Here is a 25458-nt window from a genome sequence, read left to right as displayed (position 1 = left end):
TCAACGCACGTTGACGTGCCGGCTTTAACAAAACTTTCTATAGAAAGAGTTAACTTTTGCCCCGTTTCCCAGGATTTTAACTAGCATAACTAGCGCAACTGTATTCAGTAGAGTATGATATTCTGGTAGATAAATTCAGAAGAAAGCGAGCGGATGGCGTTGAAACGAACGGTAACGGGCACGAGTAATGCCAAAATTATTTTGATCGGTGAGCATAGCGTGGTTTACCACCAACCAGCGATTGCCCTGCCCTTACCCTCCGTCACGACCCGAGTTACCCTAACGAAGACCGACGCCGGTCAGCAACTGCACAGCCGGTACTTCGACGGTCCACTGACCGAGATGGGCCAAAACCTTTCCGGTACCGCCAAATTAATTCAAACGTTGTTAAATCGTTTTGACGCAACTGCCGTGCCCTTTGAAATGACCATTACCAGTGACCTACCAGCCGAACGGGGGATGGGATCGTCGGCCGCGGTAGCTGTTGCGGTCACACGGGCCATGTACCAATTCTTCGACCGACCGTTGAATCGTGAGCAGCTGCTGACGACAGCCGCAATTGCCGAAAAGATTACCCATGGGCATCCCAGTGGTATCGATGCCGCAACCGTGAGCTCACACGACCCTATCTGGTTCATTCCGGGTCACGAGAGCCTACAGATCCCCTTTAATCTTCCTGGTTATCTGGTCATCGCGGACAGCGGTGTTAAGGGCCAAACCGGCAAAGCGGTTGCTGCCGTCGCGCGGCGCAAGACGACCATGCCGCAAACGACGACCGACCAAATCGAAACATTGGGACATTTAACCACCGAAACCCGGTCCACGCTGGCTAGTGCTGACCTCGACCGGTTAGGAACCATCCTGACGGCCGCCCAGCATGAACTGAAGGGCCTCGGCGTTAGCTCGCCGGAATTAGACAAACTGACCCATGTCGCTTGTGTCAACGGGGCCTTAGGCGCTAAATTAACCGGGGGTGGCATGGGTGGCTGCCTCATTGCCCTGTGTGCCGACTGGGAAACAACGCAGCGCGTTCAACAAGCCCTGACAGATGCCGGCGCGACCCAAGCCTGGATTGAAGCCTTTGAAACTGAGGAGGAACACTGATGACCCCTGCCGCCACCGCACGCGCACATACCAACATTGCCCTGGTTAAATACTGGGGTAAAGCCGACACGGACCGGATGTTACCGCAAACTAGTAGCCTATCCTTAACGCTCGACCAGTTTTATACCGACACTACGGTTAAATTTGATCCGACACTCACCGCCGACGAAGTCACGTTGAACGGCGAACGGCTTTCGTCACAAGCCAGTGGTAAAGTGCAGCGCTTCTTGGATCTGGTTCGGCCCACCGGTAACTTTGCCCGGGTCAATTCTACCAATCACGTGCCGACCGCAGCCGGTCTAGCCTCTTCGGCGTCTGCCTTCGCGGCACTTGCCGGTGCTGCCAGTCGTGCCGCCGGACTTAACCTTACACGAACCGAGCTGTCTCGCCTGGCCCGTCATGGATCGGGTTCCGCTACCCGGTCCATCTTCGGCGGGTTTGCCGAATGGACGGCGGGCACCGACGATGCCTCCTCAGTTGCCCATCCAATCGATGAGGCAGTTGATTGGCCGATTGCCGTCGTGGCCTTGGTTTTAAATGCCCATCAGAAAAAGGTTAGTTCACGCCAAGGGATGCAGAGCAGCGTGACCACCTCACCCTTCTATCCCGCCTGGAAAGACGTCGTGGCTCGCGACCTGACTACCATTCGGCCAGCTATTTCCCAACACGACTTCCAGCAAATGGGTGAGATTCTTGAAAGCAATGCCATGCGCATGCACGCCCTGACCTTGAGCGCCCAGCCTCCTTTCACCTATTTGAATGGTGACAGTCTGATAACCATGCAGGCCGTCCAGGACCTTCGCGCTGCTGGGACGGCCTGCTACTACACGTTAGATGCGGGACCTAACGTCAAGATTTTCTGCCAGACCGCAGACTTACCTAAAATTACGCAAACCATGGCCGATCTATTCGGCCCCGAACATGTTATCGTGGCTCATCCCGGACCGGGAATCCAATTTCTGAGCTCACCAGCTAAATTTTAACCGTACGAGAAGGGACCTGATTTTTTGATTTCCGCGCAAGCACCCGGAAAACTATATATTGCTGGCGAATATGCGGTGGTGGAGCCTGGTTATCCGGCAATTATCGTTGCCCTTAACCAGTTCGTCACCGTGACGATCACCCCCAGCCAAGATTACGGCCGGATCGCCTCTAAGCAATATCAAGAGAACTCCCTTTACTGGCAACGCCAGGGAACCGAGCTCGTTTTTGACAATCGTGATAATCCATTTCATTACATCCTATCGGCCATCCGACTCACGGAGCAATACGCCCAAGTCTTGGGTAAGCCCCTAGCAATGTATCACCTTAACGTAAATAGCGACCTGGATAGTGCCGACGGCAAAAAATACGGTTTAGGTTCTTCCGCTGCCGTCACCGTCGCCACCATCAAGGCGCTCTGCCAGTTCTACGATATTCCAATGACCAAGGACCGCCTCTTCAAATTGGCGGCGATTGCCCACTTGGATGTTCAAGGAAACGGCTCACTGGGAGACATTGCCGCCTCCGTTTACGGGGGCTGGATTGCTTACCAGGCCTTCGATCACGATTGGTTAGCTTCCGCTCGCCGGGAACTATCCCTGAACGACCTCTTAACCACGACCTGGCCCGGTCTACAGATCGAACTTTTAACACCACCTGAATCACTGGAATTAATGATTGGATGGACGGGAACCCCCGCCTCCACCTCACACCTCGTGGATAAGGTTGCCATCTTCAAGGCAACGCAACGTCAAGAATATCACGCCTTCCTCGACGAGAGTCGTGACTGCTTACACCGCATGATTGATGGCTTCCACAATCAAGACCTCGCCGCCATTCAACACGAGATCGCAGTAAACCGGGATCTCTTGAATCGACTAGCCCGGCTCAGCCACGTCACTATCGAAACCACCCTGTTGAAGACGATGTGTGACATCGCCGTTCAAGTTGGCGGAGCCGCTAAATCTTCCGGTGCCGGTGGCGGTGATTGCGGTATTGTCATCATTGATGCCGCCAATAACCTTGCACATCTTCTGAAAGAATGGCAGGTTCGTGGAATCGAGCCACTAAAGTTGAACGTCCATCACGTGATCGAATAAGGAGCTCATCATGGAAATCTCACGTCATGCCCATCGTAAGGATGAACACTTCTCCTTAGCCGAAAAATTTTACGCGACCGAAGCCAACAGCCAATTTGACCAACTACGATTCGTCCATCAGAGTCTGCCCGAAATGGGCCTGGCCGACGTTAGTCTGACCACGAAATTTGGTCCCTTGACTCTGACGAATCCCTTTTTGATTGAAGCGATGACTGGTGGCAGCCCGCGTACCGGTAAAATCAACGCTGCCCTTGGTCGGATCGCGGCTGACAGTGGCGTGGCTGTGGCCAGTGGTTCCCAAAGCATTGCTTTAAAAGACGACGCTGCCATTAAGACGTTCACCCCACTCCGAGAAAATAATCTCAACGGCATTGTTTTTGCCAACATTGGTGCTAACCATGATGTGGCCGCCGCCCAAACGGCCGTGAACATGCTGGCTGCCGATGCACTCGAGGTTCACGTCAATACGGCACAGGAGTTGGTCATGCCTGAAGGTGACCGCGACTTCCACTGGCTGGATAACATTGGCAATATCGTTTCTGCGCTGGATGTTCCCGTCATCGTGAAGGAAGTTGGGTTCGGCATGGCACGTGAGACCCTTGAAAGACTGATTGCAGTTGGGGTTCAATACGTGGACGTGGGTGGCCGTGGCGGCACAAACTTTGCCCGAATCGAAAACTTCCGGCGGCCGGACAAAGAGCTCAGCTACCTGGCCGACTGGGGTCAATCGACCGTTGAATCACTGTTAGAGACGCAAACGACTCCCGAACTCGCCGTCATTGCGACTGGCGGGGTTCGTCAGCCGTTAGATGCTGCCAAGGCTTTGGCATTGGGTGCCCAAATGGTTGGGAGTGCGGGTCATATCTTACATACCTTGCTGACAACCGACGAGGCCACAACTAGTCACCTGTTGACAAACTGGCAGACCGATCTGAAACGGATTATGACCCTGCTGGGCCACCGGGATTTGACTAGTCTTGGACAAGAACAGTTGCTCCTTTCCCCAACTTTACTCAACTATTGCGACCAACGGCATTTAATTTACTAATACAAAAAGCCCACTACCAATAGTCGTTGGTAGTGGGCCTTCCTTTGGTCTTAATTACTCATCAGTTTCATAAACCATGAACCGCAGACCCTTAGGAAAGAAGTTTTTCACCGTCTGGCCCACGACTTTACCGAAGCCCACCGGTTGATCGGCGGCGGTTAACCGGTACCAGCCTTTAGCCGGGGCTTCATCGAGGGTAAAGGTTTCACCATGAACCCAAGCACGCCATTGATCATCGGCAATCGCCAATGACCGCTTCAGGTCCCAGTCAGCGCTGGCTAATGCTAAAGCATAGGCTGGCTCGAACCGATTCTTTTTAAACGTTCCCAGGTGCAGACCGGGACGAAAAACGTGTAGCCGTTTCAAATCCGGGAGTCCCGCGGGCACGGCAAAGAGTTGATCCTTCACGGTCACCAGATCGGTAAAGGGCTGTTGCCCGATGACCTGTTGTGCAAAGTCGCGCCACAGCCCCTGCTGTTCGCTGGTCAGACGTTGTCCTAGATCGGCAGTCCCACGGACTGTCATTGCCGAACCCGCATCACGGACCAACTTAGCCACGAAATGCCCTTCACCAGCCATCCGCTGGGGAAACAGCCGAGCGCCGTTTGCCAATTCCGGATTGCCGTCGGCCCAATCGGGCCGGGCATCACTCACACCACCAAGCTTGGTGATTGGGGCCAGATGAAAATCAGGAAAGGTCTTAAGTACCCAGGCCATCATCTGTTCGTCTTCCTCCGGCGCAAACGTACAAGTTGAATAGATTAACTGCCCGCCTGGCTTAACCATCTTAACGGCTTCGGTCATAATTTCCCGCTGTCGGTCAGCGCACTCCTGAACATAGTCTAAGGACCAATACTGCATAGCAGCCGGATCCTTACGGAACATGCCCTCACCGGAACACGGTGCGTCGACCAACACTTTGTCAAAGAAATCCGGAAAAATGGGACTCAACCGGTCTGGCGACTCATTTAGGATGACGGCGGACCGAATCCCAAAGCGTTCCACGTTCTCGGCTAAGACCTTGACGCGCTTGCGATTAATTTCATTGGTAACTAACAGCCCCTGTCCTTGCAGATAGCTAGCAAGGTGGGTCGTCTTACCACCGGGCGCCGCACAGAGGTCCAAAACCTTATCGCCTGGTTGCGGGGCGGCGGTCGCACCCACAAACATCGCGCTAGGTTCCTGACTGTAGACGGCACCACTCTGATGCATTAGTGAGCGCCCCTTAACCGTGCCAAAGTGTCCCCAGGGTTCGTAAGGAACGGACTTAGCCGCCGTCACACTGGCCGGCAAGTTCCGGTGACTCGGATTGACCCGGTACCCCGTTGTACTTGGCTGATCAAAGCTGGCCAAAAAGTCCTCGGCCTCATCACCCAACAGGCTCCGATATTTTATTATAAAGTCTTGCGGTAAATTCACGATCATCGCTCCATTTTGTTAGTTGCAACTAATTATTTGTATATAACAATTATCTTTTCCTACAAAAACTTTCCGCGACTTATTATACGCGTTTCTAAAGGACTCCTCTACCCTTTAGGACCAAATTAAATAGTCGCTTATTTTCAGAAAATATGGTAAATTAGGATGATTGATTCACACGTTTTTCAAAAAAATAATTGTGAGGTGCCGCCGCATGGAACGAAAACTTATTGCCATCGATCTCGATGGTACGACTCTCAACTCTCAAGCCAAAATATCCGCTAAGACCCAGAGTGTCCTGACCCGCGCTCGCGAGGCTGGTCACATCGTCAGCATTGTCACCGGGCGACCTAACCGGATCTCTGCGAACTTTTACGACGACCTAAAGCTGACGGGCCCCATGATTAACTTTAATGGAAGCTTAGGTCACGTACCTCATCAGCAATCCGCAGATGAATATCAATATACCTTTAATCGCGAGATCGCCTTTGACCTGCTCCAACATCGTGAGGAGCTTGGCATTCACATGATTGCCGCCGAAGGTAAGGACCTCTTTCTCGCTGTTCGTGATCAACCCGTCGAGGTCGGTTTCTTCCCTACTCAACTTCAAAGTAATCAGATCCTTAATCAGAAATCGCTTCACAATAATCCCACTAGCCTCACCATTGCCGTTGACCGGACCAAGCAACAAGGGCTGCTGGATTACTTGCGCACCAATTTCGATGATGAAATCGACGCCGCACCTTGGGGTGGGCCTAACTCAGTCGTTGAATTGGGCGTTAAGGGCGTTCAAAAGGCCACCGGAGTCGAGTTCCTGGCCCACCATTACAACGTGCAACGACGCAATATCATCGCATTTGGTGATGAGCACAACGACTCCGAGATGATCGACTATGCCGGCTGGGGCGTGGCCATGCAAAATGCTACCGCCCCGATTAAGGCCCTAGCAAATGACATGACCGCTCTCGACAATGATCATGATGGGTTGGCCAATTATCTGACGGACTACCTAAAACTAGCTGAATAACTGTATCGTATAACAGCCGACATCACGATGATGTCGGCTGTTTTGCTAGCGATAAATTCTTTTGTCTTCCAGATAGGCGACAAATAATGACTGATATAAGGTGGAAAAATCGAGGAACATCTGCCGATCCACGAACTCATCGACTTGATGGGCACTCTCGTTACCGGGACCAAAGACGACAAACGGAAATTGGTGGCCTTTGTCCTTCAACAGGTTCGACGCATCCGTCACCGCGGGCAAGGCCAACTTGGGAATCACACCCCCGGCGAATGGCGCCCCAATCCTGGCGGCCAAGTCACTAAGCGGCGAATCCTTGGGCTCCTGTACCGGATTCTGAGACATGTAGACCGCCATTTCAACTTGGGCCCCCTGACCATTAGCACGATCGACCAGTCGTTGAAGCGCCGTGGTGACCTGATCATTATCGAACTCTGGAATTGTCCGGACGTTTATTTCGGCCGTCGCGGTTTCCGGAATTGAATTGACCTGATTCCCACCATTAAAAACGGTCGTGTTGAAGGTCAGGTCACCCAAAAAATCATTATGCCGATCGGTCTGGCGAAAGTCCCGGTTGGCCTGATACAACAGAGCTAGTAGTGGATCGATAGCATTAGCCCCCAATTCCGGCATCGAACTGTGAGCCGCCTGGCCGCGAGAAGTTAATTTGATATCCATCGAACCTTTATGCGACGAGAATAAATTGTAGCCACTGGGTTCACCAATCAGTAAAGCTGAGACGTCGTCCATATAGCCTTGCTCATAGAACACCTGTGAACCAAGTTCACCCACCTCTTCGGCCACGGTCGCCATCAACCGAATCCGTCCCTGCTTAGGTTGACCGGCCGCATGTAACTCGATCATGGCAATCACCATGGCGGCCAGCCCCGCCTTCATGTCGACGGCCCCACGCCCAATCAACTTATCGGCGTGTTCAGTTAACGTAAAGGGATCACTGGACCATTGGCTGACCTCACCGGGGGAAACCACATCCATATGACCAGAGAGTCCCAGGACCGGCCCCGCCTGACCAATTTCGGCCACGAGGTTCGCCCGGTTAGCAGCAACCGGTATAAGTTTGGCTTCGACACCATAATCGGCAAAAAGCTTTTGTAAATAGGTGGCCACCCGTTCCTCATGGTCGTTGACCGACTGAATTGCAACCAAATCACTCAGAAGCTGAATCTTCTGTTCATCGGTAAAAATTGACATGATCAATGCCTCCTTTAATTACTTCTTATATCCACTAACTCAGACAATACCAACGCCATTCCCTTAAACGATTGGCCTGACCAAAAAGGCACGACTCCTGACGAGTCGTGCCCAAATTTTAATCTTGATGGAACGCTTGGGTTGCCGAAATTGCGGCTTGCCAACCATCATAACAACGTTTCCGCTTGTCTTCAGCCATTTGTGGCGTGAATTCATCACGGGATTTGTGCATCTTGCGAATGGCATCGAGGTCCGGCCAAAAACCAACGGCCAAGCCGGCCAGGTAGGCCGCACCCAACGCCGTGGTTTCATTGATGGCCGCCCGTCTGATGGGCGTATCCAGGATATCCGCTTGGAACTGCATCAAAAAGTCGTTGTTAGCGGCCCCACCGTCAACGCTCAGGGATTGCAGGTTTAATCCGGTTTCCTTGGTCATCGTGTCGACCACGTCCCGCGTCTGATAGGCGATCGCTTCGACCGTGGCCCGCACGAATTGTTCCCGCGTGGTTCCACGCGTCAAGCCAAAGACGGCCCCACGTGTCTCTTGGTTCCAGTATGGTGCCCCCAACCCGGTAAAGGCTGGGACCACATAAACGTCGCCGGTCGTCTTGGCATCGACCGCCATCTTTTCAGATTCGCTGGCGTGCTCAAAGAAACGCATCCCATCACGTAACCATTGAACGGCTGAACCCGCGACGAAGATGGACCCTTCGAGGGCATAGGTAACCTTGCCATCGATCCCATAGGCAATGGTCGTCAAGAGCCCGTTGTGGGAAATTGTTGGTTTATCACCGGTATTCATCACGATGAAGGCCCCGGTTCCATAGGTGTTCTTGATCATCCCTTTGTCAAAGGCCGTTTGGCCAAACAAGGCCGCTTGTTGGTCCCCAGCGATCCCGGCGATTGGCACTTGCACCCCACTAAAGGTATACCCAGCAGTGTAACCATAGATTTCGGATGAAGACCGAACATCGGGTAACATGGAAGCTGGGATGTTCAAAATCTTCAGGATTTCATCGTCCCACTTTAAATCATTGATGTTGTAAAGCATGGTCCGACTAGCGTTGGTGTAGTCGGTCGCATGTACCCGGCCGCCAGTGAGCTTCCAGAGGATCCAGGTGTCAATGGTCCCAAAGAGTAGTTCGCCGCGTTCAGCGCGTTCCTGAGCCCCTTCAACGTGGTCCAGAATCCAACGGATCTTAGTCGCGGAAAAGTAGGAGTCCACCACCAACCCAGTTTTTTCGTGAATCATGTCTTCGTAGCCGTCGGCCTTCAATTGGTCGGCGATTTCACTGGTTTGCTTAGATTGCCAAACCACCGCGTGGTAGATGGGTTCGCCAGTCTTCTTATCCCAGATAATGGCGGTTTCCCGTTGGTTGGTAATTCCAATCCCACGGACCTTGTAAGGTTGGACGTCTGAATCAATTAAGGCATCCGAAATCACGGATTGAACTGCATTCCAGATTTCATTGGCATCGTGTTCGACCCAACCTGGTTGGGGGAAATATTGATGGAATTCACGCTGTGCCTGCCCTGCAATTTGGCCGTGCCGGTCGAATAAAATAGCGCGGGTACTCGTCGTCCCTTCGTCAATTGCCATCATGTATTGTTGATCATTCATCGTTTAGACTCTCCATTCATTCGTTGTTAGCAACGGCCTATTAATGCCGTGATATCGCACTTGGTTCCCAGTATACCGAAAACTTGCGATCAAGCCAAACGATTTTACAAATGAAACCGCCACCAAAGCCGAAATATCAGCGATGGTGGCGGTTTATAAGTTTTCGGAAATGTTTTTACTTTTCGTCGCTCTTGAGGACACCCGCAACCCCGTAACGGTCCGGTTGCATCTCACGTAAAATCACGTGGACGTGTTCTGCTGGAGCGCCCGTGTTCTTAGTAACAGCGGTGGTGACGTCTTGTACCAAAGCCTTAAGCTGCTCCTGTGATCGGCCAGCGATCAGGTCAATGTTTACGATTGGCATAGTTGACATTCCCTTCTTTGGTTGGTTTTGATAAGGCTATTATACCGAGAAATTTGGGGTGGAACAACTGGAAATGGTTGTTAGATTCATTGAATTTTTGGAGCAATAACTCTCAGTGATGATTGTTTGGTTGATTTACTAAGTTGTTGTGGGTGGACAGTAAATATTACCTGGAGGATTGAATGAATATCTAGGCATTTTGAGAGATTTGATGAGTTTTAATGCAAATTACAATACCGGGGAATGATTTCACACCAAGCGCCCAATTTTTTGAGATTATTCTCTGAAGAAATTGCCGATTTCCCATTATAAACTTCTGATTCAAATTATAGAATATTAATAATAGTAAGCTGCATGATTTCTATTGATCCTTTTTTAATCAGCACACGCTGTCGTTCATTGGCAGCGATAAGAGAATCGACATGATGGGAAAGCACACCTATTTTAAGTTGTTCTTCATATTCTGGAGTATGAACAAGCACTGCCTCAATTGTAGACTTTGACAAACTAGGAACACCAGTTGACTCATCATATCGAAGCCAATTAACTTTTGAAACTAATGTGAAAAGAAAATATAAATTCATCTTCCTATTGGGGGTCATATAAAACAGTGTGTCTACTGTCCAAAAAGGACCTTCTAAAAATTGCGGTTTGTTTATTGTTCCCTTTCGACCGAGACCAATTGCATCCGTTTCTGACAAACAAGAATCAACACTTGTAAGATAACCACCAGTTCCATAAACGGGTATTGTTCCATTACCAAGTTCTTTATAATCTCTTCCTGAATGAACTTGTAATAAACTACCAAGCTTACGCTGCTCCCAGGTAATCGTTGCCCCAACGCTTCAACTTATTCCATTTACTTGGGAGCAGCGTAAGCTTCAAGAGGTCTCCGATAGTCTATCTTATGGAATGAATACGGCTGCAACGACATATGACGGAATAAACAAATATATAAGGATTACTGATATCGATGAAGATTCCCATCAAATTATCTTGAGCGATATTAAGAGTCCTTTGAACAATGCTGATGATTCATACTTGCTTAAAGACGGTGATATTTTGTTTGCCAGGACAGGTGCCAGTGTTGGAAAAACATTTATTTATACCTCAGACATCGGAAAGGCTTATTTTGCGGGCTTTTTAATTTGTCAACGAACAAAGAAGGAATACAACCCACGTTATATTTTCCAACAGACACTAACTAAGTCATATTTGAAATTTGTAAAGATTTATTCACAACGATCGGGACAGCCAGGAATAAATTCCAATGAATACGGCCAGTTTGTTTTCTCAATTCCAACGACTAAAAGAGAACAGGATGCAATCAGCTTTTTTCTTTCACACATGGATTCCCTTATCGCTGCCAATGAACGACCAGACAAAAATAAGCATCTGTGGTCATGTTTACCAACAGAAGCTCACTTAAGAAAAAACATATTAACTAAATAAGACTGGCCAAATGTTTCATCACCTTATCATTGTCTTGATTCTCAAGTTCTTGAATAATGTGTAAATAAGTTTGTTGTGTCGTAGTCATATTAGAGTGGCCTAATCTTCGTGCAACTGAAGCAATACTAACACCCGCATATAGCAAAAGAGAAGCGTGTGTATGTCTAAGCCCATGAACCGAAATTACCGGCACTTGTGCCCGTTTACAAAGTCTCTCAAGATAATGATTCACTGTGTCATTGTAGATCTTGCCATTAACAAATATCGGTTTATCTTCTGGCAGCCCCTTTGTTAATTGAGAAAATTGAATCACACTTTGCCAGTCTAAGGGGATTTTTCGTACAGATGAATCATTCTTGGTTGGCGCAAATCCGCCTTCACTGGATTTATAATCCCAAGTCTTATTCACCGTTAAGGTCTGATGAGCGAAGTCAAAATCCTCTGGCGTGACTCCTAAAGCTTCCGCGAATCTCAAGCCAGTCTTGGCAATTAGCGAAATAAAATAGTCCCAGTTCACTTCACCTTCAAGATGCAATTCATTTAGGAGTGCTTGCAGTTCATACTGATGTAAATACTTAATCTTATGCTGCTGATGCGGCGTCCCCTTGATAATGGCCTTCCTAGTTGGATCCCGACTGATCAGGCCCTCTTCCAACGCATCTAACAACGAGCTTTTTAAATGGCGATGAAAATCCATTGTCGTCTGACGTTCATGTGTTTCAGCATAGTCATTCAAAAGTTGCTGATAACTCAATCGAGTAAGTTCTGACATCTTCAACTCTGGTGCTAATTTTGTTAATTGTTTGGCAGTCATCTCATATTTTTTATAAGTCACTGACCTGACCGCACCCAGCTTATACAACTCCATCCACTGGCTGAAGTATTGGTAAAACCTTTGAGTATTGTTCATATCCATTCCCCCAAAACTAAAAGAGTTGACTAATCTTTAATCGATTAATCAACTCTTTTATATCTGAGTGAATATTCAAAGTGCCAGTAAAATAGCTCACAACATCCAGTCACTGTCGCTCAACCGCAGTGTGTAGCCTACTTGATTGAATAAATATTAAACAAACAAATTCTGCATCAAAAACTTCTTGACTTGTTTAAGCTGTTCCACCTTTTCCTCATTGGCAGCGATAAGGGAATCACATTGATATAGAAGTGTTCCTAACATACCTACTTCATTCAGATTTACAGGGATTACAATTTCAGCGTTCTTAATGTCTTTCGAATTAATCGAATCGAATGTTGAACCGGTACTTTTAGTGCTCCAAAAGTCTATTTCCTTTAAATACTTCAGCATCTGAAAGATATATTCATTTCCTTTGATGGCTGCCATACCTCTTCCAAGAACAATGTTGAATTGTGTTTTTGCAACTTCACCAACTGGGGCTCTCACACTTAAAAGAACATCTCCTTTATCACCAGTCTTAGTTACTTGGGTGGTCCAGACTCGCGGTTTCACCATTCCAGAGCTAATATCCGCGTTACCTTGAACTAATATATGGTCGCTAGGATTACTAGTATAATTTTTTGACAGTGGTGATTGTCCCATAGTAATTTTAACAATATCACCTAGCTTACGCTGCTCCCAAGGGTCCTTAAAATCCTTAAATCGCCATTCTACCGAAAAAAGTCTTTGCAACAGCAACTTTTTTTGTAGTTTTAATTGTCTTACCTTTTTCTCATTGGCAGCGATAAGGGAATCAATATTACGTAAAGTATCCACGAGCCGCGATTGCATATTTAAGCTCGGAAACAAAATTTCTAGGTTCCCAATGTCATCCAAGTAAATTCCTGACTGAGCCGACAAGGTTGCTTTAGAATTGATCTGTTGTTGAAGATCATCAGTTTGTAATTCATATTTCAAAAATTCATTCGATATTTCTGAGTCTCCTCGAATGATTGCCACCGATCTTTGAAACGCAATAAGGACATTACTCTTATGAAATATTGCAGTTCGTCCGAGCGAACCAACACATGTCAAGAGCAGATCTCCCTCATTCAAGGTGTAGCCCTTATAAATATCTTCGTAATCACTAAAACTAATCATTCTATCTGAGTTATCGTAATGAACCCTTCCGGAATAAATATTTTTAGCGCTTAAAAGAAATGCAGCTGCGCCTTCAGCATGCGATGCATGTGTTCCATCTTTTAGTAACGTGACAATCTGTTTCAACTTACGCTGCTCCCAATCATCCCCAAATCCCTTAAACCGGATCCGTGGATTCATTTGCTTTTTCTTCTCCATCATTTAAAAATCCTCTTAAGAGCCTCAAGCTGCTGTTGAGCGTCAGCGTCTTGACCAACTAAATCATCCAGCATCTCACTTAAACTGCTCTGTAATTCATCGATCTGCTTATCTGTTTCCTGCATGTCCGCAACTAACTTATCAACGTCTACAGGCGATTCTTCCTCGAAAGTATCCACGTAACGCGGAATATTTAGATTGAATTCATTTTCTTCGATCTCTGCCAACTCAGCCTTATGGGCATACTTGTCGACATCTTCCCGCTTCACATAGGTATCGATAATCTTATCAATATCCGGATCCCGTAAGTAGTTTTGATTCTTACCCTTTTCAAAATTTTGCGACGCATCAATAAAGAAAATGTCCTTCGTCGTCTTGTGCTTTGAAAATACCAAAACAGTTGTCGGAATTGAAGTAGAGTAGAACAATTTAGCCGGCATTCCGATAACCCCATCTAAATAATTCTTTTGAATCAAGGCCTTGCGAATCGTTCCTTCGGCAGCACCACGGAACAAGACTCCATGTGGCAAGACAATCGCCATCTTCCCGGTATCTGACAAGTGATAAAGACCATGCAAGAGGAAGGCAAAGTCCGCCTTCGATGCCGGTGCCAGCTTCCCATAATCCTTGAAACGCGGATCCTTCAATTTGTTCGCGTTGTTGTCCCACTTGCTAGAGTATGGCGGGTTAGCAACCACGGCATCAAAGCTCCGGGGATGATCGACACCATCGGCATCGGTTCCGTCTGGCCAGTCAGACTCTAACGTATCCCCATTTCGAAGATCCATGTTTTGATATTCCACCCCATGCATCATCAAATTCATCCGTGCTAGGTTATAGGTTGTGGTGTTCAATTCCTGGCCATGGAAGTGAACCCGGTCATGATCCCCCTGTTCATTTAACGCTTCTTGAACGGTTAACAACAGCGATCCGGACCCCATGGTTGGGTCGTAAACGCTGAATTGACTACTGCCACTTTGAACGTCCAGTGTGGCCAAACGAGCCAAAACCTTGGAAACTTCATGCGGCGTGTAAAATTCTCCGGCCTTTTTCCCGGAGTTACCTGCGAACTTTGCAATCAGGTATTCATAGACATCCCCCAAGATGTCGTGACCTGCCTCATCATTGTAATCAAAGGTATCCACGGACTGAACGATTTGACTCAACGCTTGCGCCCGTGAAACCGTCGAATTGCCCAGCCGTGAATTCCCCAAGTTAACATCGTTAAAAATCCCACGAAAGTCCTGTTGTGAATTGCTGTTTAATTGAGCGTTTTTATCAAATTCATCAAACATATCTTGAAAATCAGAAGGCTTTATCTGACTGTCATTCACCTTTTGCGTAATCGTCCGCCAAGTGAACTCTGGGGCAATCGCATACCCTAGTTCACTCGCAGCATCTTCTAGATAGTCGTCAACCCCATCTTCAGCAACCGCTGCCGTATAGGCATCATTTACAGACTGCCCTTCTGCAACATCAAAAACTTTGGATTTAATCCAGTGTTGTTCTTGATGCTCCGAGAGATACCGATAAAACATGAATCCTAAGATATAGTTTCTGAACTCACTGGCATCCATATTTCCTCGCAGATCATTGGCCATGGCCCACAACCGCGACGTCATGTCTTGTGCTTCTTCTCTTTTACTCATAGTTGCTCCTTAAATTCTTGATTGATTTGGTCGGCGAATTTCGTAAATTCACTCCGTAGTTGATTACGATACTTAATCTTTGACAAGACTTGAATACTCTTATCCGTCGCATCCGTCTTGTAATAGCGCTGACCCTTGGTAATAATATCCGTCAGTTCGTTATTCTCACTCAAGTCATCGTTACCCGTAATGTGCCGATCCAGGATCAAGTTCATCTCGTCCTTCACACCCTCGGCATCGACCAGTCCCCACTTTTGCCGAAAAGCCAAAATGACAGTCCGCCGACTCCGTTGATTGTGTTCCGCCAAGATTCCTTTAATTGACGAAGACTTGACGGGATACTCCGAGACCAAGTCATGGTCCAATTGACCGTTGTGAATATCCGCAGCCATCCGCTTAACCTGTTGACCATATTGACGGTCAGTCAGTTGATCAGCCATATCATTAATCTTACCAAAAGTTTCATCTGCGGCATCTTGATCGCCATCATTGGTTTCATTCAGGAATTGTGCAATCAGTTCTTCAAGGTAATCATAATTAACCTTGACCTCATTGACATGTTCCATCTGCAAATCAAAATCACCGTAGTTGATGTTGTTGTCGGGATGACGTCCAACGATGGCCTCTGTTAAGTTATTAGCAATTGTATTGGTTAGTCGAACTTCTTGATCCGGTGTAATTCCAATCTTTTCCAAGAGCTTATCCGGTTGGTCATAATCATATGAATCGTCCTGTTTTAGCAGGGCCATCGCATGATTATATTGCTTTAACAGGTCCAAGGTCTGGTCTTGCTTGGCCTCACTGGCGGAGATATGGTCAAAACCATCCGTCAGTTCTGCTAACTGTTTGACAAGCTTTTTGGCCTGGTCCTTTGTCGCGCCAACATCTGGAGCAATAACACCCCCACCGCCTTTATCAACATTTGGCAGTCCAATTTGAATATTCGCCGAATTCCGGTCCGCATATGTCCGCAAGGCTTCGTTCATGAGCTTCTCAGCCTGTGCTGGCCAACGATAGTTAACGATTCGGCCATAAGGCTTCTGTTGCATATCCTGAATCCGATTGGTCCGGGAGTACGCCTGAATCAAGTTAGCTCCCTGCATGGTCCGGTCGACATACAGGGTATTCAAGTATGGGGCATCGAACCCCGTCAGCAACTGGTCAATAACAATCACGATATTTAGATAATCCTCGGGATCGGTACTGATACTCCGGTTCAACCGAGACACCACGTCCTCGGTATATTCCCTTACAGTATCATCCCCGAAGGCCGTTCCAAATAGCTCATTGTAGGCCGCCATTGCATTGTGCAAGCCCTGGTTGGTCTGCAACATATGATTGCCATTGGAATTATCCTGACTAAATGTCACTGCGACCTTCAGCCGTTTGTCAGCGGGAAGCTCGGCATTCCGCCGTTGGAACTCCTCAAAATACTTAATTGCCATGGGTGACGAGGCTTTCCCACCACCAACATGGGTCGTCAACATGGCGCTGTAACGACCGGAAACGGACCGGTTTCGCCACTTATTTAGAATATCATCGACGACCAACTTAACATGATCGTCATTGTCATCATAGACACCGGAATTAACGGAATCATCCATATCTTCACGGGATAAATGGTCAATCTTGTATTTAATCTGTTCCTGGGTCCAGTCAGGATGTTTCTCCTGATAGAAGGCGGGTAAATATTGTTCCTTCAACACATCCTCCGACAGCGTCGTGTTGAAGTCGACCTTAAATCCCAAGACATTTCGATCCGCAATGGCCTCACGAATGGTATAGGCATGAAGTAAGTCCCCAAAGATCTCCTGCGTCGTGATGCCGTCAAAACTTGGCGTCCCAGTATAGCCGACCCAGGCACCATGGGGGAAGCCGGCCTTCGCCCGTTGCAACATGTCACCACTGGTCGAACGATGCGCTTCGTCAACAATAAATACGATATGTTGATCGGGCTTCTTAAAGTTAGCCCGTTGAACCAGTCGATCCAGCTTTTGAATCGATGTAACCACGATGCCGCCGCCCTTTTGCCGGATTTTTTGGCCAAGAACGCTGACGTTCGCGGTGTCCGTAACAACCCCATTTTTATTTTCATCATTGGTATCCGGATCGTAGGCGGAATAATTATCAACCGTTTGTTGAGTCAAGGCAATCCGGTCCACAATGAAGACGACCTTATCGACATTGGGTAGCCTTGAAGCCAACCAAGCTGTTTTGAAACTACTGATGGTCTTCCCTGAACCGGTCGTATGCCAGATATATCCCAGCTTTTGACTATCCAAATTAAAACTAGCCTCGTTGATCTGTTGAATAACTTTGCGCGTCGCATACACCTGATATGGCCGCATCACCTTTAACATCTGGTGATGCTGGGTGCCATCCAGAATCATATAGTTAGTCGCCATCTGATGCGCCATGGGAATCGACAACATCCGATTCAAAAAGTCTCGCCAGTCCATAACAGGTTGATTATTATCTTCCCGCTGCCAGTGAAAGGCAAAGTCAAAGTTGAACTTATCCGCCGTCGTATTCGCCATATAACGGGTATCGTCCGGCGTCATCCCAATTAGAATTTGCACCGTGGAATAAATATCTGTGAACTGCCCTTCAGTGGCATACTGTTCCATCTGGTTCAGCGCCTCTGTAACATTATGATTTGCGGCCTTTTCTTCAATATGAATAATTGGTAGTCCGTTAATCAACAACGTGGTATCGAAGCGCCGGTCACGATAGCCAGCCAACTTATGTGGCCGTTCAATCTGATTCACCACCTGATAGACAGTATTTCCGGCCCCCACATTGGCCTGATCAAACACTGTGAGGAAGATATGACGACCGTCATCCATGTCAATTTCGACCTGGGAAACTCCATTCAGTCCATACAAAAACTTTCCAGCTAAATAGGGCGTTTCCAAATCATCAATTTGTTTTTTTACCTGCGCAAACTCGTTATCACTCAAAGGTTCATCAATTTTATCCTGATTATTTTTTTCAAGAATCTGTTTAAAATTAGCCCATAACTGTTCCGTCTGGGTAATATCCGGCACGTATTGCCATTGCTTGGTCCCACCAATCTGTTCAAGGTAACCAATCAACTTGTTTTCAAAATCTAATTCCGCGTCCATTGTTGTCAATCCTCTCAATTTTCTATTGCTGGGCCTGCTTCGCTTCCCGCTGTTCCGACTGACTAATAAAGTTTCCTTCAATGTCGATGGTGTTGACCAGGTTAACAAAGGCATGGCGATCGACTTCCTTGACGGCCTGCTCCAGGTCATACAGCTCATAACGAGAAATGACCACCATCAGCACGTTATTTTCCTTGCCGGTATAGGCACCCGTGGACGGCAACACCGTGATCCCCCGAATCAGCGTGCGGTTCAGTTCATCAACCACCGTTTGCTTGTGGCTGGTCACGATGAAGGCTGTTAACTTCTGATGCCCGGTATGAATGCCATCGACGACGCGAGACATCGCGTAAATGGAAATGATCGTGTATAGCGCACTCTCCCAGCCAAACATAAACCCGGCCACCACCACAATCGTCAAGTTAATCATCATCATGAGGGTTCCAATTGTTCGACCAGTGGTTTTCTCCAAGACGACGGCGATGATATCCATCCCCCCGGTCGAGAAGCCATATTTCAAGGGATACCCAATCGAAACACCGGAAAGAATTCCCCCAAATAGGGCCGCTAATAGTGGATTATTCGAAATATTATGTACGGGCACGACAATCGTCAGTACGGAGGTCAAGATCGCCACGATAATCGAATACAGCGTGAAGCGCCGACCAACCTTGAACCAGCCTAACAGGCCAATTGGGATGTTGAAGAGCAGGATGAACCACCCCGTGCTCACGTGCAGGTTCACCATCTGAAGAATCGTGGCGATAATCTGTGAAACCCCATTAATTCCTGACGAGAAGATCTTCCCTGGTACCAGGAATTCGTTCAGTGCAATGGCACTAACCACTGAAGACATGACCATGATCAAAAACTGTTTAGCCAGCTCGCGCTGCTGCTTGTTACCCATAACTGTCGCCCTTTCCAGAAACGTTGCTCCCATCATTATACCTAATTTAATGGTTAAATGGCTCAAGTTTTCTGGGCTTCCCCAAATGATTCCCTCGTTTCTCGCGACGACTCTTTAAGTCGTTTAAGTTTTTTAATGAATATATTAGCTTAAAATGTATAAATATTTGAATATCCAAAAAATATAAATAATTCAATGCAAATTCTGCCGAAAAGTCCCGGTTTTCCACGAAACATGATAGAATAGAAAACGTAATTTTATTCATTAAAGAGAGGAGCGCTCCGTTTGAACTATTCGGCTTGCACGAGTATTTTAATTGGCCCCCGGGCAACCACCGACGGGTCTGTCATCATTGGGCGTAACGAAGATGCCAAGGCCGCTTGGCCAAAACACTTCGTCGTTCACCCAGCAACGACCGCAACCACGCCGCAAACCTTTGTCAGTCAGGATAATGGCTTTACCATGCCGTTACCCCTGCACGCTGCGAAATATACGGCCACGCCCGAATGGACGGCTAAGTATGGCCTGTTCGAAGAGGACGGCTTCAACGAATTTGGCGTCGCCATGAGCGGTACCGAGAGTACCTATTCAAATGAGCGCGTCTTAGGTGCCGATCCTTTGGTTAAGGATGGTTTGGGTGAAGAGGCCATGATTACCGTGGTCTTGCCTTACATCCATACCGCTCGCGAAGGGGTCGCTCGCCTAGGTCAATTGATTGAACACTACGGAACCAGCGAATCAAACGGGATTCTCTTCGCCGACCAACAGGAGGCCTGGTACCTGGAAACGGGTGCTGGCCACTACTGGGTTGCCCAACGCATCCCTGCCAACGGGTACACCGTGGTTGCCAATCAAATGGCCATCCAAGCCATCGATTTCAACGATGCCGATAACTTCATGTTTGCCCGCGACCTGCAAAAGTTTGTTGCCGACAATCACTTGAATCCGCATCGCAATCAATTCATTTGGCGGGATATCTTTGGGACCCAAGACCAATCCGACCTGTACTACAACACCCCACGGGTTTGGTATGGGCAAAAGATCTTGACCCCAAGTGTTGTTCAAGAACCCCAGGCATTTGACTTACCGTTTATTCAGTATGCCGATCGGCTACTGAGTGTTGACGATGCCCAGGCTTTCTTAAGTAGTCACTATGAGGAAACACCTTACGATCCCGTTGGGTCCGGTTCGCCCGAACAACGAACGGCATTCCGGCCAATCAGCTTGGCCAAGACCCAGGAATCACACGTCTTGCAGGTCCGACCCAACCTGGACCCCGCCCTGGCTGGTATTCAGTGGTTAGCCATGGGCGTCGCCGCTCAAAGTGTCTACGTACCCTTCTACGCCGGCATTGACAGCACACCAGATGCGTATCATCTGGGAACCGAGACCTATGACAGCGAGTCGGCTTACTGGGTCTACAAGCTGGTGAGCGTCCTGACCGATGCTCATTATCACGAGGCCTGGCCAACCGTCAGCGCCGTTCAAAAGGATCTGCGGATCGCCTTCAAGCAATCCGTCCAACACACGGATCAAGTTGGCAGTCAATTATCTGGCCCCGAACTGAACCATTTCTTAACGCAACAAGCCTTCGCCAACGCCGCATTGGGAATTCGGCGTTACCGAGAGCTGGCCGCGACCTTAATCACTCAGGCCACCGACCTTGGTCCGCTGAACTATCACCAGGACCTAAATCTATAAACAAGGTGGGGGTCGCTAATTGAGCGGCTTCACTATAAATGGGAGATATCATCATGGGAAAGCAAAAAAAGATCGGCGTTTCGAGCCTGATCTTAATGATTTTTTCGGCCATCTACGGTTTCGCTAACACGACCGTTGCTTATGACCAAATGGGTTACGCCAGTATTATCTGGTACATCTTAGCTGCGTTATTGTTCTTCTTGCCAAGTGCCTTGATGCTGGCCGAATATGGGTCCGCCTTCAAGGAGGCCAAGGGAGGAATTTACTCTTGGTTGGCTGGTTCCATCGGTGAAAAGTGGGCGTTCATTGGGACCTTCATCTGGTTATCCTCATGGATCATCTGGATGTTATCCACTTCCACCAAGGTTTGGATTCCACTCTCCACGTTAATTTCTGGGAGTGACCAAACACAGACCTGGTCCTTCTTAGGCTTATCCTCAACACAAACGGTCGGGTTACTCGGCATCTTCTGGATCCTGGCCGTGACCTTCTTCGCGACACGGGGGATGAACTCCATCGCCAAGATTTCTTCACTCGGGGGCTTCTTCGTGATGTTCCTGACCGGGGTCTTTTTCGTGGCCAGCATCGTCATCTGGTTCCTAAACGGTGGCCAACTCGCCGAACCAATTCACGGGATTCACAGCTTCGTTAGCTCACCAAATCCTGGTTTCTCATCCCCACTAGCCCTGCTTTCCTTCATCACGTATGCGGTCTTCGCCTATGCCGGCATGGAATCCATGGGTGGGATTACCGATAGCATGGACAAGCCGGAAAAGACATTTCCTAAGGGGTTAATCATTTCAACGATTGCCATCACCATCATGTATTCCCTCTCCATCTTCATGTGGGGGATCAGCACCAACTGGCACCAAGTACTAGGTGGTGACGAAGTTAACCTGGGGAACATCTCTTACGTCCTGATGAATAACCTCGGACTAGTCTTAGGAAAGGCCATGCACCTTTCCGCTAGCACCGCCGCTACCATGGGCCAACTCTTAGCCCGCTTCACCGGACTAAGCATGTTCATGGCTTACTTAGGTTCCTTCTTCGTGCTGGTTTACTCCCCATTGAAGTCCTTCATCATGGGGTCTTCTCCAAAACTGTGGCCTAAGAAGATGACGAAATTAAACAAGGCTGGTTTGCCGGCCTTCTCCATGTGGTTACAAGCCATCGTGGTAGCCGTCTTCATCTTCTTGGTAGCCTTCGGGGGTTCTGCCGCAAATAAGTTTTACTTGATTCTGACCGACATGGCTAACGTCTCAACGTCCTTCCCTTACCTCTTCTTGATTGGGGCCTTCCCATTCTTCAAGCAGCGTCAGGACCTGGACCGACCATTCGAAGTCTTCACCAGTCGACTCTGGACCAACGTCATTGTCACGTTGGTTCTGATCGTTCTGGTTGGTGGGATCGGCTTTACCTGTCTGGAACCAATGTTGGAACATGACTATATGACCGCCTTCTGGACGATTATCGGACCGATCTTCTTCGGTGCCGTAGCTTGGATCTTCTATCACAACGCCCAAAAGCGCAATGATATTACCGAGACGGCTTCTGACGAAAACTAATTTAACGATCAAAGGGTGCCCGCTGTGGGCACCCTTTTTTTGCCAAAATTATGGCTCTGATAAACTTACCCCGTTTATTATCCGAGGAAACTCCCCCAGTTACCGAAGAATATTCTCATACAATTGGTGACTACGATAGCCCAGCCCTTACCCACTTGCGCCGGGGGTTAAAGCCAATTGATCAAAGCTTCTTTTGGCTGGTGGCGGTCTCCACAGCGAACACCCGCACTGGCGGTCGGAGACGGCGGTCCCCCCAACCACACAAAAACACCCACCAACCAAGGAAAGGTTGCTGGGTGCAAGGCTTACCGGCGACGCAAGGTTCGATCGGGTTGTTGACCGATGAACAGCGGGGCCCGTTCTTCGATAACATCACTGAATTCCAAGCCGTACCACCGCGTTGGCGATAACGTGATTCGTTGTAATAACAACCGCCCGCCAATCAGTAGTCGATCCCAGGTAGACATTTCGCCTTGGACCCCGAGGTCTTGGAATTGTTGATTCAACATGACAAACTTGAAGTTCCCGACCCGCCGGAACGGAATACTGGAATAAGGTGGTGTTTGATCATCAATCAAGCCTTCGTCCAATAGGTCGTTCACGATTTGCCGCAGATAGACGTTCAAGCGTTGGGGTTTCTTGAAGCCCAAGTAGAGTTGGACATCAATCACGTTCCGGGTCCCCAGAGTGTCGATGGTGTAGGAACATTCGTATGGCGTGTCCGCCTCGTTAACGGTCACAAACCAGTAGACTCGGGCCCGCTTGGGTTGTTGGTCTAAGATGGAGTAAATCGTGGCTCGCTTAATTTGATAGTCCTTGGTGACCGGACTCAAATAGACCAGATTCGTCGAGAATGACGGAATCCCATCATCGGCGCTTAAAGCCTCGAGTTGCGGCAAAAATTCCGAGAGCGAAACATCTTCCGTTTCGGCCAGGTGGGCATCACGACGAAGATTGCCGTAGTACCAGAAGACCATGACGGTCAAAATAAGCAGGGTAATCAGCAACGTCACGTACCCACCATGCACGAACTTGGCGAGACTCGCTAACAGGAACAAACTTTCCAACAGACCAAAACTAATGACATACACCCGCGCCAATGCCCGGTGATGCTTTTGCATCAGGAAGGCATGTAGCAGCATCGTGGTCATTAACATCGTCACGGTAATGGCCAAGCCATAAGCGGCTTCCATGTTGTCCGAGGTCCGGAAGTACCAAACAATGGACAGCGTTACCGCACAGAGAATCCAGTTCACTGTGGCGATATATAATTGACTCTTCACGTTACCAGGAAACTTGATCCGTAACCGCGGTAACAGCTTCAGGCTAATCGCTTCGTGGACTAGTGTGTATGATCCGGTAATTAACGCTTGCGAGGCAATAATGGCGGCCACCGTGGCAATCACGATCGCAAAGATTTGCCAGCGTCCGGGCACCATTGCATAGAATGGATTGGCTGGGCTGCTGACGGCCATCTCAGCACCATGGCGAATCACCCAGGCCCCTTGGCCCAAGTAACTCAGCATGAGCGTTAGGTAAACGAATGGCCACGTGCCATAAATGTTTTGTTTGCCCACTTGCCCCATGTCGGAATATAGGGCCTCGGCCCCCGTGGTGGCCAAGAAGATACTTCCCAGGATGAAGATGCCGTGGCGATTAACGGGACTGAAGAGAAACGTGATAGCGTACACTGGCGACAGGGCCCGCAGGACCGTTGGCATCGCCAACAGGTTGCGCAGACCCACGATGCCAATGAAGCTAAACCAGATCAACATCAGTGGTCCAAATGACCAACCGATCATTTCCGTTCCAAACCGTTGAACCAGGAACAAACCTAAGAGAATCCCCGTAACGACTAACAGGACCCAACCTTGTCCGGTGCTAAAGTGTAAGGGCCCTAACGTCTGGCCCTTTAATCCTTCAATCGCAGATGTGACAGTCACGGCCGGAGTTAACGTCCCATCGGCTAGTAGGGCTGCCCCGCCGACCAGGGCTGGAAAGATTAACCATTTAGCGTGTGGCCGAACCAAGGCATATAGGGCAAAAATCCCGCCTTCATGGTTGTTATCGGCCCGCATAGCCAACAGAATATATTTAATCGTCGTGATTAGCATCAAGGTCCAAAAGATTAATGAAATGCTCCCCAACATAATCGGTGTGGTCGCGGCTGCTCCCTGATGCCCCGACTGACTGATGATGGCATTCATGACATAGAGCGGCGAGGTTCCAATGTCCCCGTACACAATCCCTAAAGTAATGATCATGCCCACGCCGGATAACGACCTTGTCGTCATTTTCATGGCTAGACCCCCCTAACTTGATGCTACTGCATATGATAGAGTTGTCCTTGCCAAAACCCAAGCAACGGTGAGCACTTGAGTAAGTGACTGATCTAATTCTGACCAAAATGAATCAAAGACAAATCACTAACGCCGGATAACCATTAAATCCCTGATTCGTCAAACCGGGCCCGTAATTTCTGTTCACTGGCAGCCAAGAGGCGTTCTGGGTTCACGCCAAACTTATGGCTCAAAATCAAAACCTGATCCAAGACATCTCCCAGTTCTTCTTCCAAATTAGCGGTCAGGTCTGCCGACGTCCGGTCAGCTTCCCCCGGATGATCACGGCCAATCTCGATCGCCCGAATGGCCCGGGACAGCTCACCCACTTCCTCCGTCAAAAAATTCAAGCGAATAAAGGGTGAGTACTGATACCATTGTCGACTTCGATAGAAACGAACCAACCACTCCTGATGTGTTGTTAAGTCCATCATAACCTCCTATGCTCTTGCACTAACGTCGTTCATCCTAGATTACCACCGCTCGACTGAATCCTCGGTTGTCACGTCTTACAAATTTATCTTTACCTGATTACCAAGCAACCGGTGCCCAACAAAAAAGCGTTCAATCCATCACTGGGATTGAACGCTCAC

The 25458-nt window shown here is 48.5% G+C and carries 20 protein-coding genes; 8 read left to right on the top strand and 12 right to left on the bottom strand.

Features of this window, described 5'->3' with window-relative positions; translation table 11 throughout:
- Positions 1 to 153 precede the first annotated feature (153 nt).
- The 4 genes from mvk to fni are packed head-to-tail and all read left to right on the top strand — an operon-like array spanning position 154 to position 4233.
- A complete protein-coding gene (mvk, locus tag LSE01S_RS04525) occupies positions 154 to 1104 on the top strand; it encodes a mevalonate kinase (RefSeq protein ID WP_420843292.1) in 951 nt (316 codons plus the stop codon).
- Positions 1104 to 2087 carry a diphosphomevalonate decarboxylase gene (mvaD, locus tag LSE01S_RS04520; protein WP_061776441.1) on the top strand — a complete coding sequence of 328 codons (984 nt, stop codon included), beginning with the start codon at positions 1104 to 1106 and terminating at the stop codon, positions 2085 to 2087. The genes mvk and mvaD overlap by 1 nt, the downstream gene beginning before the upstream one ends.
- Before the next feature lie 24 nt (positions 2088 to 2111).
- Positions 2112 to 3185 carry a phosphomevalonate kinase gene (locus tag LSE01S_RS04515; protein WP_061776440.1) on the top strand — a complete coding sequence of 358 codons (1074 nt, stop codon included), beginning with the start codon at positions 2112 to 2114 and terminating at the stop codon, positions 3183 to 3185.
- 10 nt (positions 3186 to 3195) lie between these two features.
- Positions 3196 to 4233, top strand: coding sequence for a type 2 isopentenyl-diphosphate Delta-isomerase (gene fni, locus LSE01S_RS04510; RefSeq protein ID WP_061776439.1), 1038 nt, complete (start codon positions 3196 to 3198; stop codon positions 4231 to 4233).
- A gap of 54 nt (positions 4234 to 4287) precedes the next feature.
- Here fni and LSE01S_RS04505 read toward each other — a convergent pair whose 3' ends face one another.
- A complete protein-coding gene (locus LSE01S_RS04505) occupies positions 4288 to 5652 on the bottom strand; it encodes an RsmF rRNA methyltransferase first C-terminal domain-containing protein (protein ID WP_061776438.1) in 1365 nt (454 codons plus the stop codon).
- A 214-nt stretch (positions 5653 to 5866) separates the two neighbouring features.
- Here LSE01S_RS04505 and LSE01S_RS04500 point away from each other — a divergent pair, with 214 nt between their 5' ends.
- On the top strand, positions 5867 to 6679 hold the full coding sequence (locus LSE01S_RS04500) for a Cof-type HAD-IIB family hydrolase (RefSeq protein ID WP_061776437.1): 813 nt from the start codon (positions 5867 to 5869) through the stop codon (positions 6677 to 6679).
- Between the two features lie 45 nt (positions 6680 to 6724).
- Here LSE01S_RS04500 and LSE01S_RS04495 read toward each other — a convergent pair whose 3' ends face one another.
- The 4 genes from LSE01S_RS04495 to LSE01S_RS04480 all read right to left on the bottom strand — a co-directional run bounded on the left by LSE01S_RS04495 (position 6725) and on the right by LSE01S_RS04480 (position 10703).
- Entirely contained in the window at positions 6725 to 7888 is a 1164-nt protein-coding gene (locus LSE01S_RS04495; RefSeq protein ID WP_061776436.1) for an ArgE/DapE family deacylase, read from the bottom strand.
- A 118-nt stretch (positions 7889 to 8006) separates the two neighbouring features.
- A complete protein-coding gene (gene glpK, locus LSE01S_RS04490) occupies positions 8007 to 9509 on the bottom strand; it encodes a glycerol kinase GlpK (protein WP_061776435.1) in 1503 nt (500 codons plus the stop codon).
- Between the two features lie 175 nt (positions 9510 to 9684).
- The gene (gene thmT, locus LSE01S_RS04485; protein WP_061776434.1) at positions 9685 to 9873 is read right to left on the bottom strand and encodes a 2-hydroxymuconate tautomerase; all 189 of its coding nucleotides are present in this window, start codon (positions 9871 to 9873) and stop codon (positions 9685 to 9687) included.
- A gap of 326 nt (positions 9874 to 10199) precedes the next feature.
- Positions 10200 to 10703: a restriction endonuclease subunit S gene (locus LSE01S_RS04480; protein ID WP_082622346.1), complete on the bottom strand. Its 504-nt coding sequence runs from the start codon at positions 10701 to 10703 to the stop codon at positions 10200 to 10202.
- 82 nt (positions 10704 to 10785) lie between these two features.
- Between LSE01S_RS04480 and LSE01S_RS04475 the strand changes: the two genes are divergently transcribed.
- A complete protein-coding gene (locus LSE01S_RS04475; protein WP_156470472.1) occupies positions 10786 to 11325 on the top strand; it encodes a restriction endonuclease subunit S in 540 nt (179 codons plus the stop codon).
- Here the strand turns inward: LSE01S_RS04475 and LSE01S_RS04470 are convergent.
- From LSE01S_RS04470 to LSE01S_RS04450, 5 genes are all read right to left on the bottom strand, one after another.
- Entirely contained in the window at positions 11318 to 12235 is a 918-nt protein-coding gene (locus LSE01S_RS04470) for a site-specific integrase (RefSeq protein ID WP_061776432.1), read from the bottom strand. The genes LSE01S_RS04475 and LSE01S_RS04470 overlap by 8 nt on opposite strands.
- Positions 12236 to 12391: 156 nt before the next feature.
- Positions 12392 to 13582: a restriction endonuclease subunit S gene (locus LSE01S_RS04465; RefSeq protein WP_061776431.1), complete on the bottom strand. Its 1191-nt coding sequence runs from the start codon at positions 13580 to 13582 to the stop codon at positions 12392 to 12394.
- Positions 13579 to 15228, bottom strand: coding sequence for a type I restriction-modification system subunit M (locus LSE01S_RS04460; RefSeq protein WP_061776430.1), 1650 nt, complete (start codon positions 15226 to 15228; stop codon positions 13579 to 13581). The genes LSE01S_RS04465 and LSE01S_RS04460 overlap by 4 nt, the downstream gene beginning before the upstream one ends.
- Positions 15225 to 18353, bottom strand: coding sequence for a type I restriction endonuclease subunit R (locus LSE01S_RS04455; RefSeq protein WP_061776429.1), 3129 nt, complete (start codon positions 18351 to 18353; stop codon positions 15225 to 15227). Before LSE01S_RS04455 ends, LSE01S_RS04460 begins: the two co-directional genes overlap by 4 nt.
- A 22-nt stretch (positions 18354 to 18375) precedes the next feature.
- Positions 18376 to 19260: a YitT family protein gene (locus tag LSE01S_RS04450; RefSeq protein ID WP_061776428.1), complete on the bottom strand. Its 885-nt coding sequence runs from the start codon at positions 19258 to 19260 to the stop codon at positions 18376 to 18378.
- Positions 19261 to 19545: 285 nt separating this feature from the next.
- Between LSE01S_RS04450 and LSE01S_RS04445 the strand changes: the two genes are divergently transcribed.
- Both LSE01S_RS04445 and yjeM read left to right on the top strand, forming a co-directional pair.
- Positions 19546 to 20961 carry a C69 family dipeptidase gene (locus LSE01S_RS04445; protein WP_061776427.1) on the top strand — a complete coding sequence of 472 codons (1416 nt, stop codon included), beginning with the start codon at positions 19546 to 19548 and terminating at the stop codon, positions 20959 to 20961.
- Positions 20962 to 21014: 53 nt separating this feature from the next.
- Entirely contained in the window at positions 21015 to 22526 is a 1512-nt protein-coding gene (gene yjeM / locus LSE01S_RS04440) for a glutamate/gamma-aminobutyrate family transporter YjeM (protein ID WP_061776426.1), read from the top strand.
- A 305-nt stretch (positions 22527 to 22831) separates the two neighbouring features.
- Here yjeM and LSE01S_RS04435 read toward each other — a convergent pair whose 3' ends face one another.
- Both LSE01S_RS04435 and LSE01S_RS04430 read right to left on the bottom strand, forming a co-directional pair.
- A complete protein-coding gene (locus LSE01S_RS04435; protein WP_061776425.1) occupies positions 22832 to 24826 on the bottom strand; it encodes a KUP/HAK/KT family potassium transporter in 1995 nt (664 codons plus the stop codon).
- Positions 24827 to 24969: 143 nt separating this feature from the next.
- Positions 24970 to 25296, bottom strand: coding sequence for a MazG nucleotide pyrophosphohydrolase domain-containing protein (locus LSE01S_RS04430; protein ID WP_061776424.1), 327 nt, complete (start codon positions 25294 to 25296; stop codon positions 24970 to 24972).
- Positions 25297 to 25458: the final 162 nt, after the last annotated feature.

The sequence above is a fragment of the Levilactobacillus senmaizukei DSM 21775 = NBRC 103853 genome, from assembly GCF_001592085.1.
Taxonomy (GTDB): Bacteria; Bacillota; Bacilli; order Lactobacillales; family Lactobacillaceae; genus Levilactobacillus; species Levilactobacillus senmaizukei.
The sequence above is the reverse complement of the archived record's forward strand: the minus strand, read 5'-3'. Positions and strand labels throughout refer to the sequence as shown.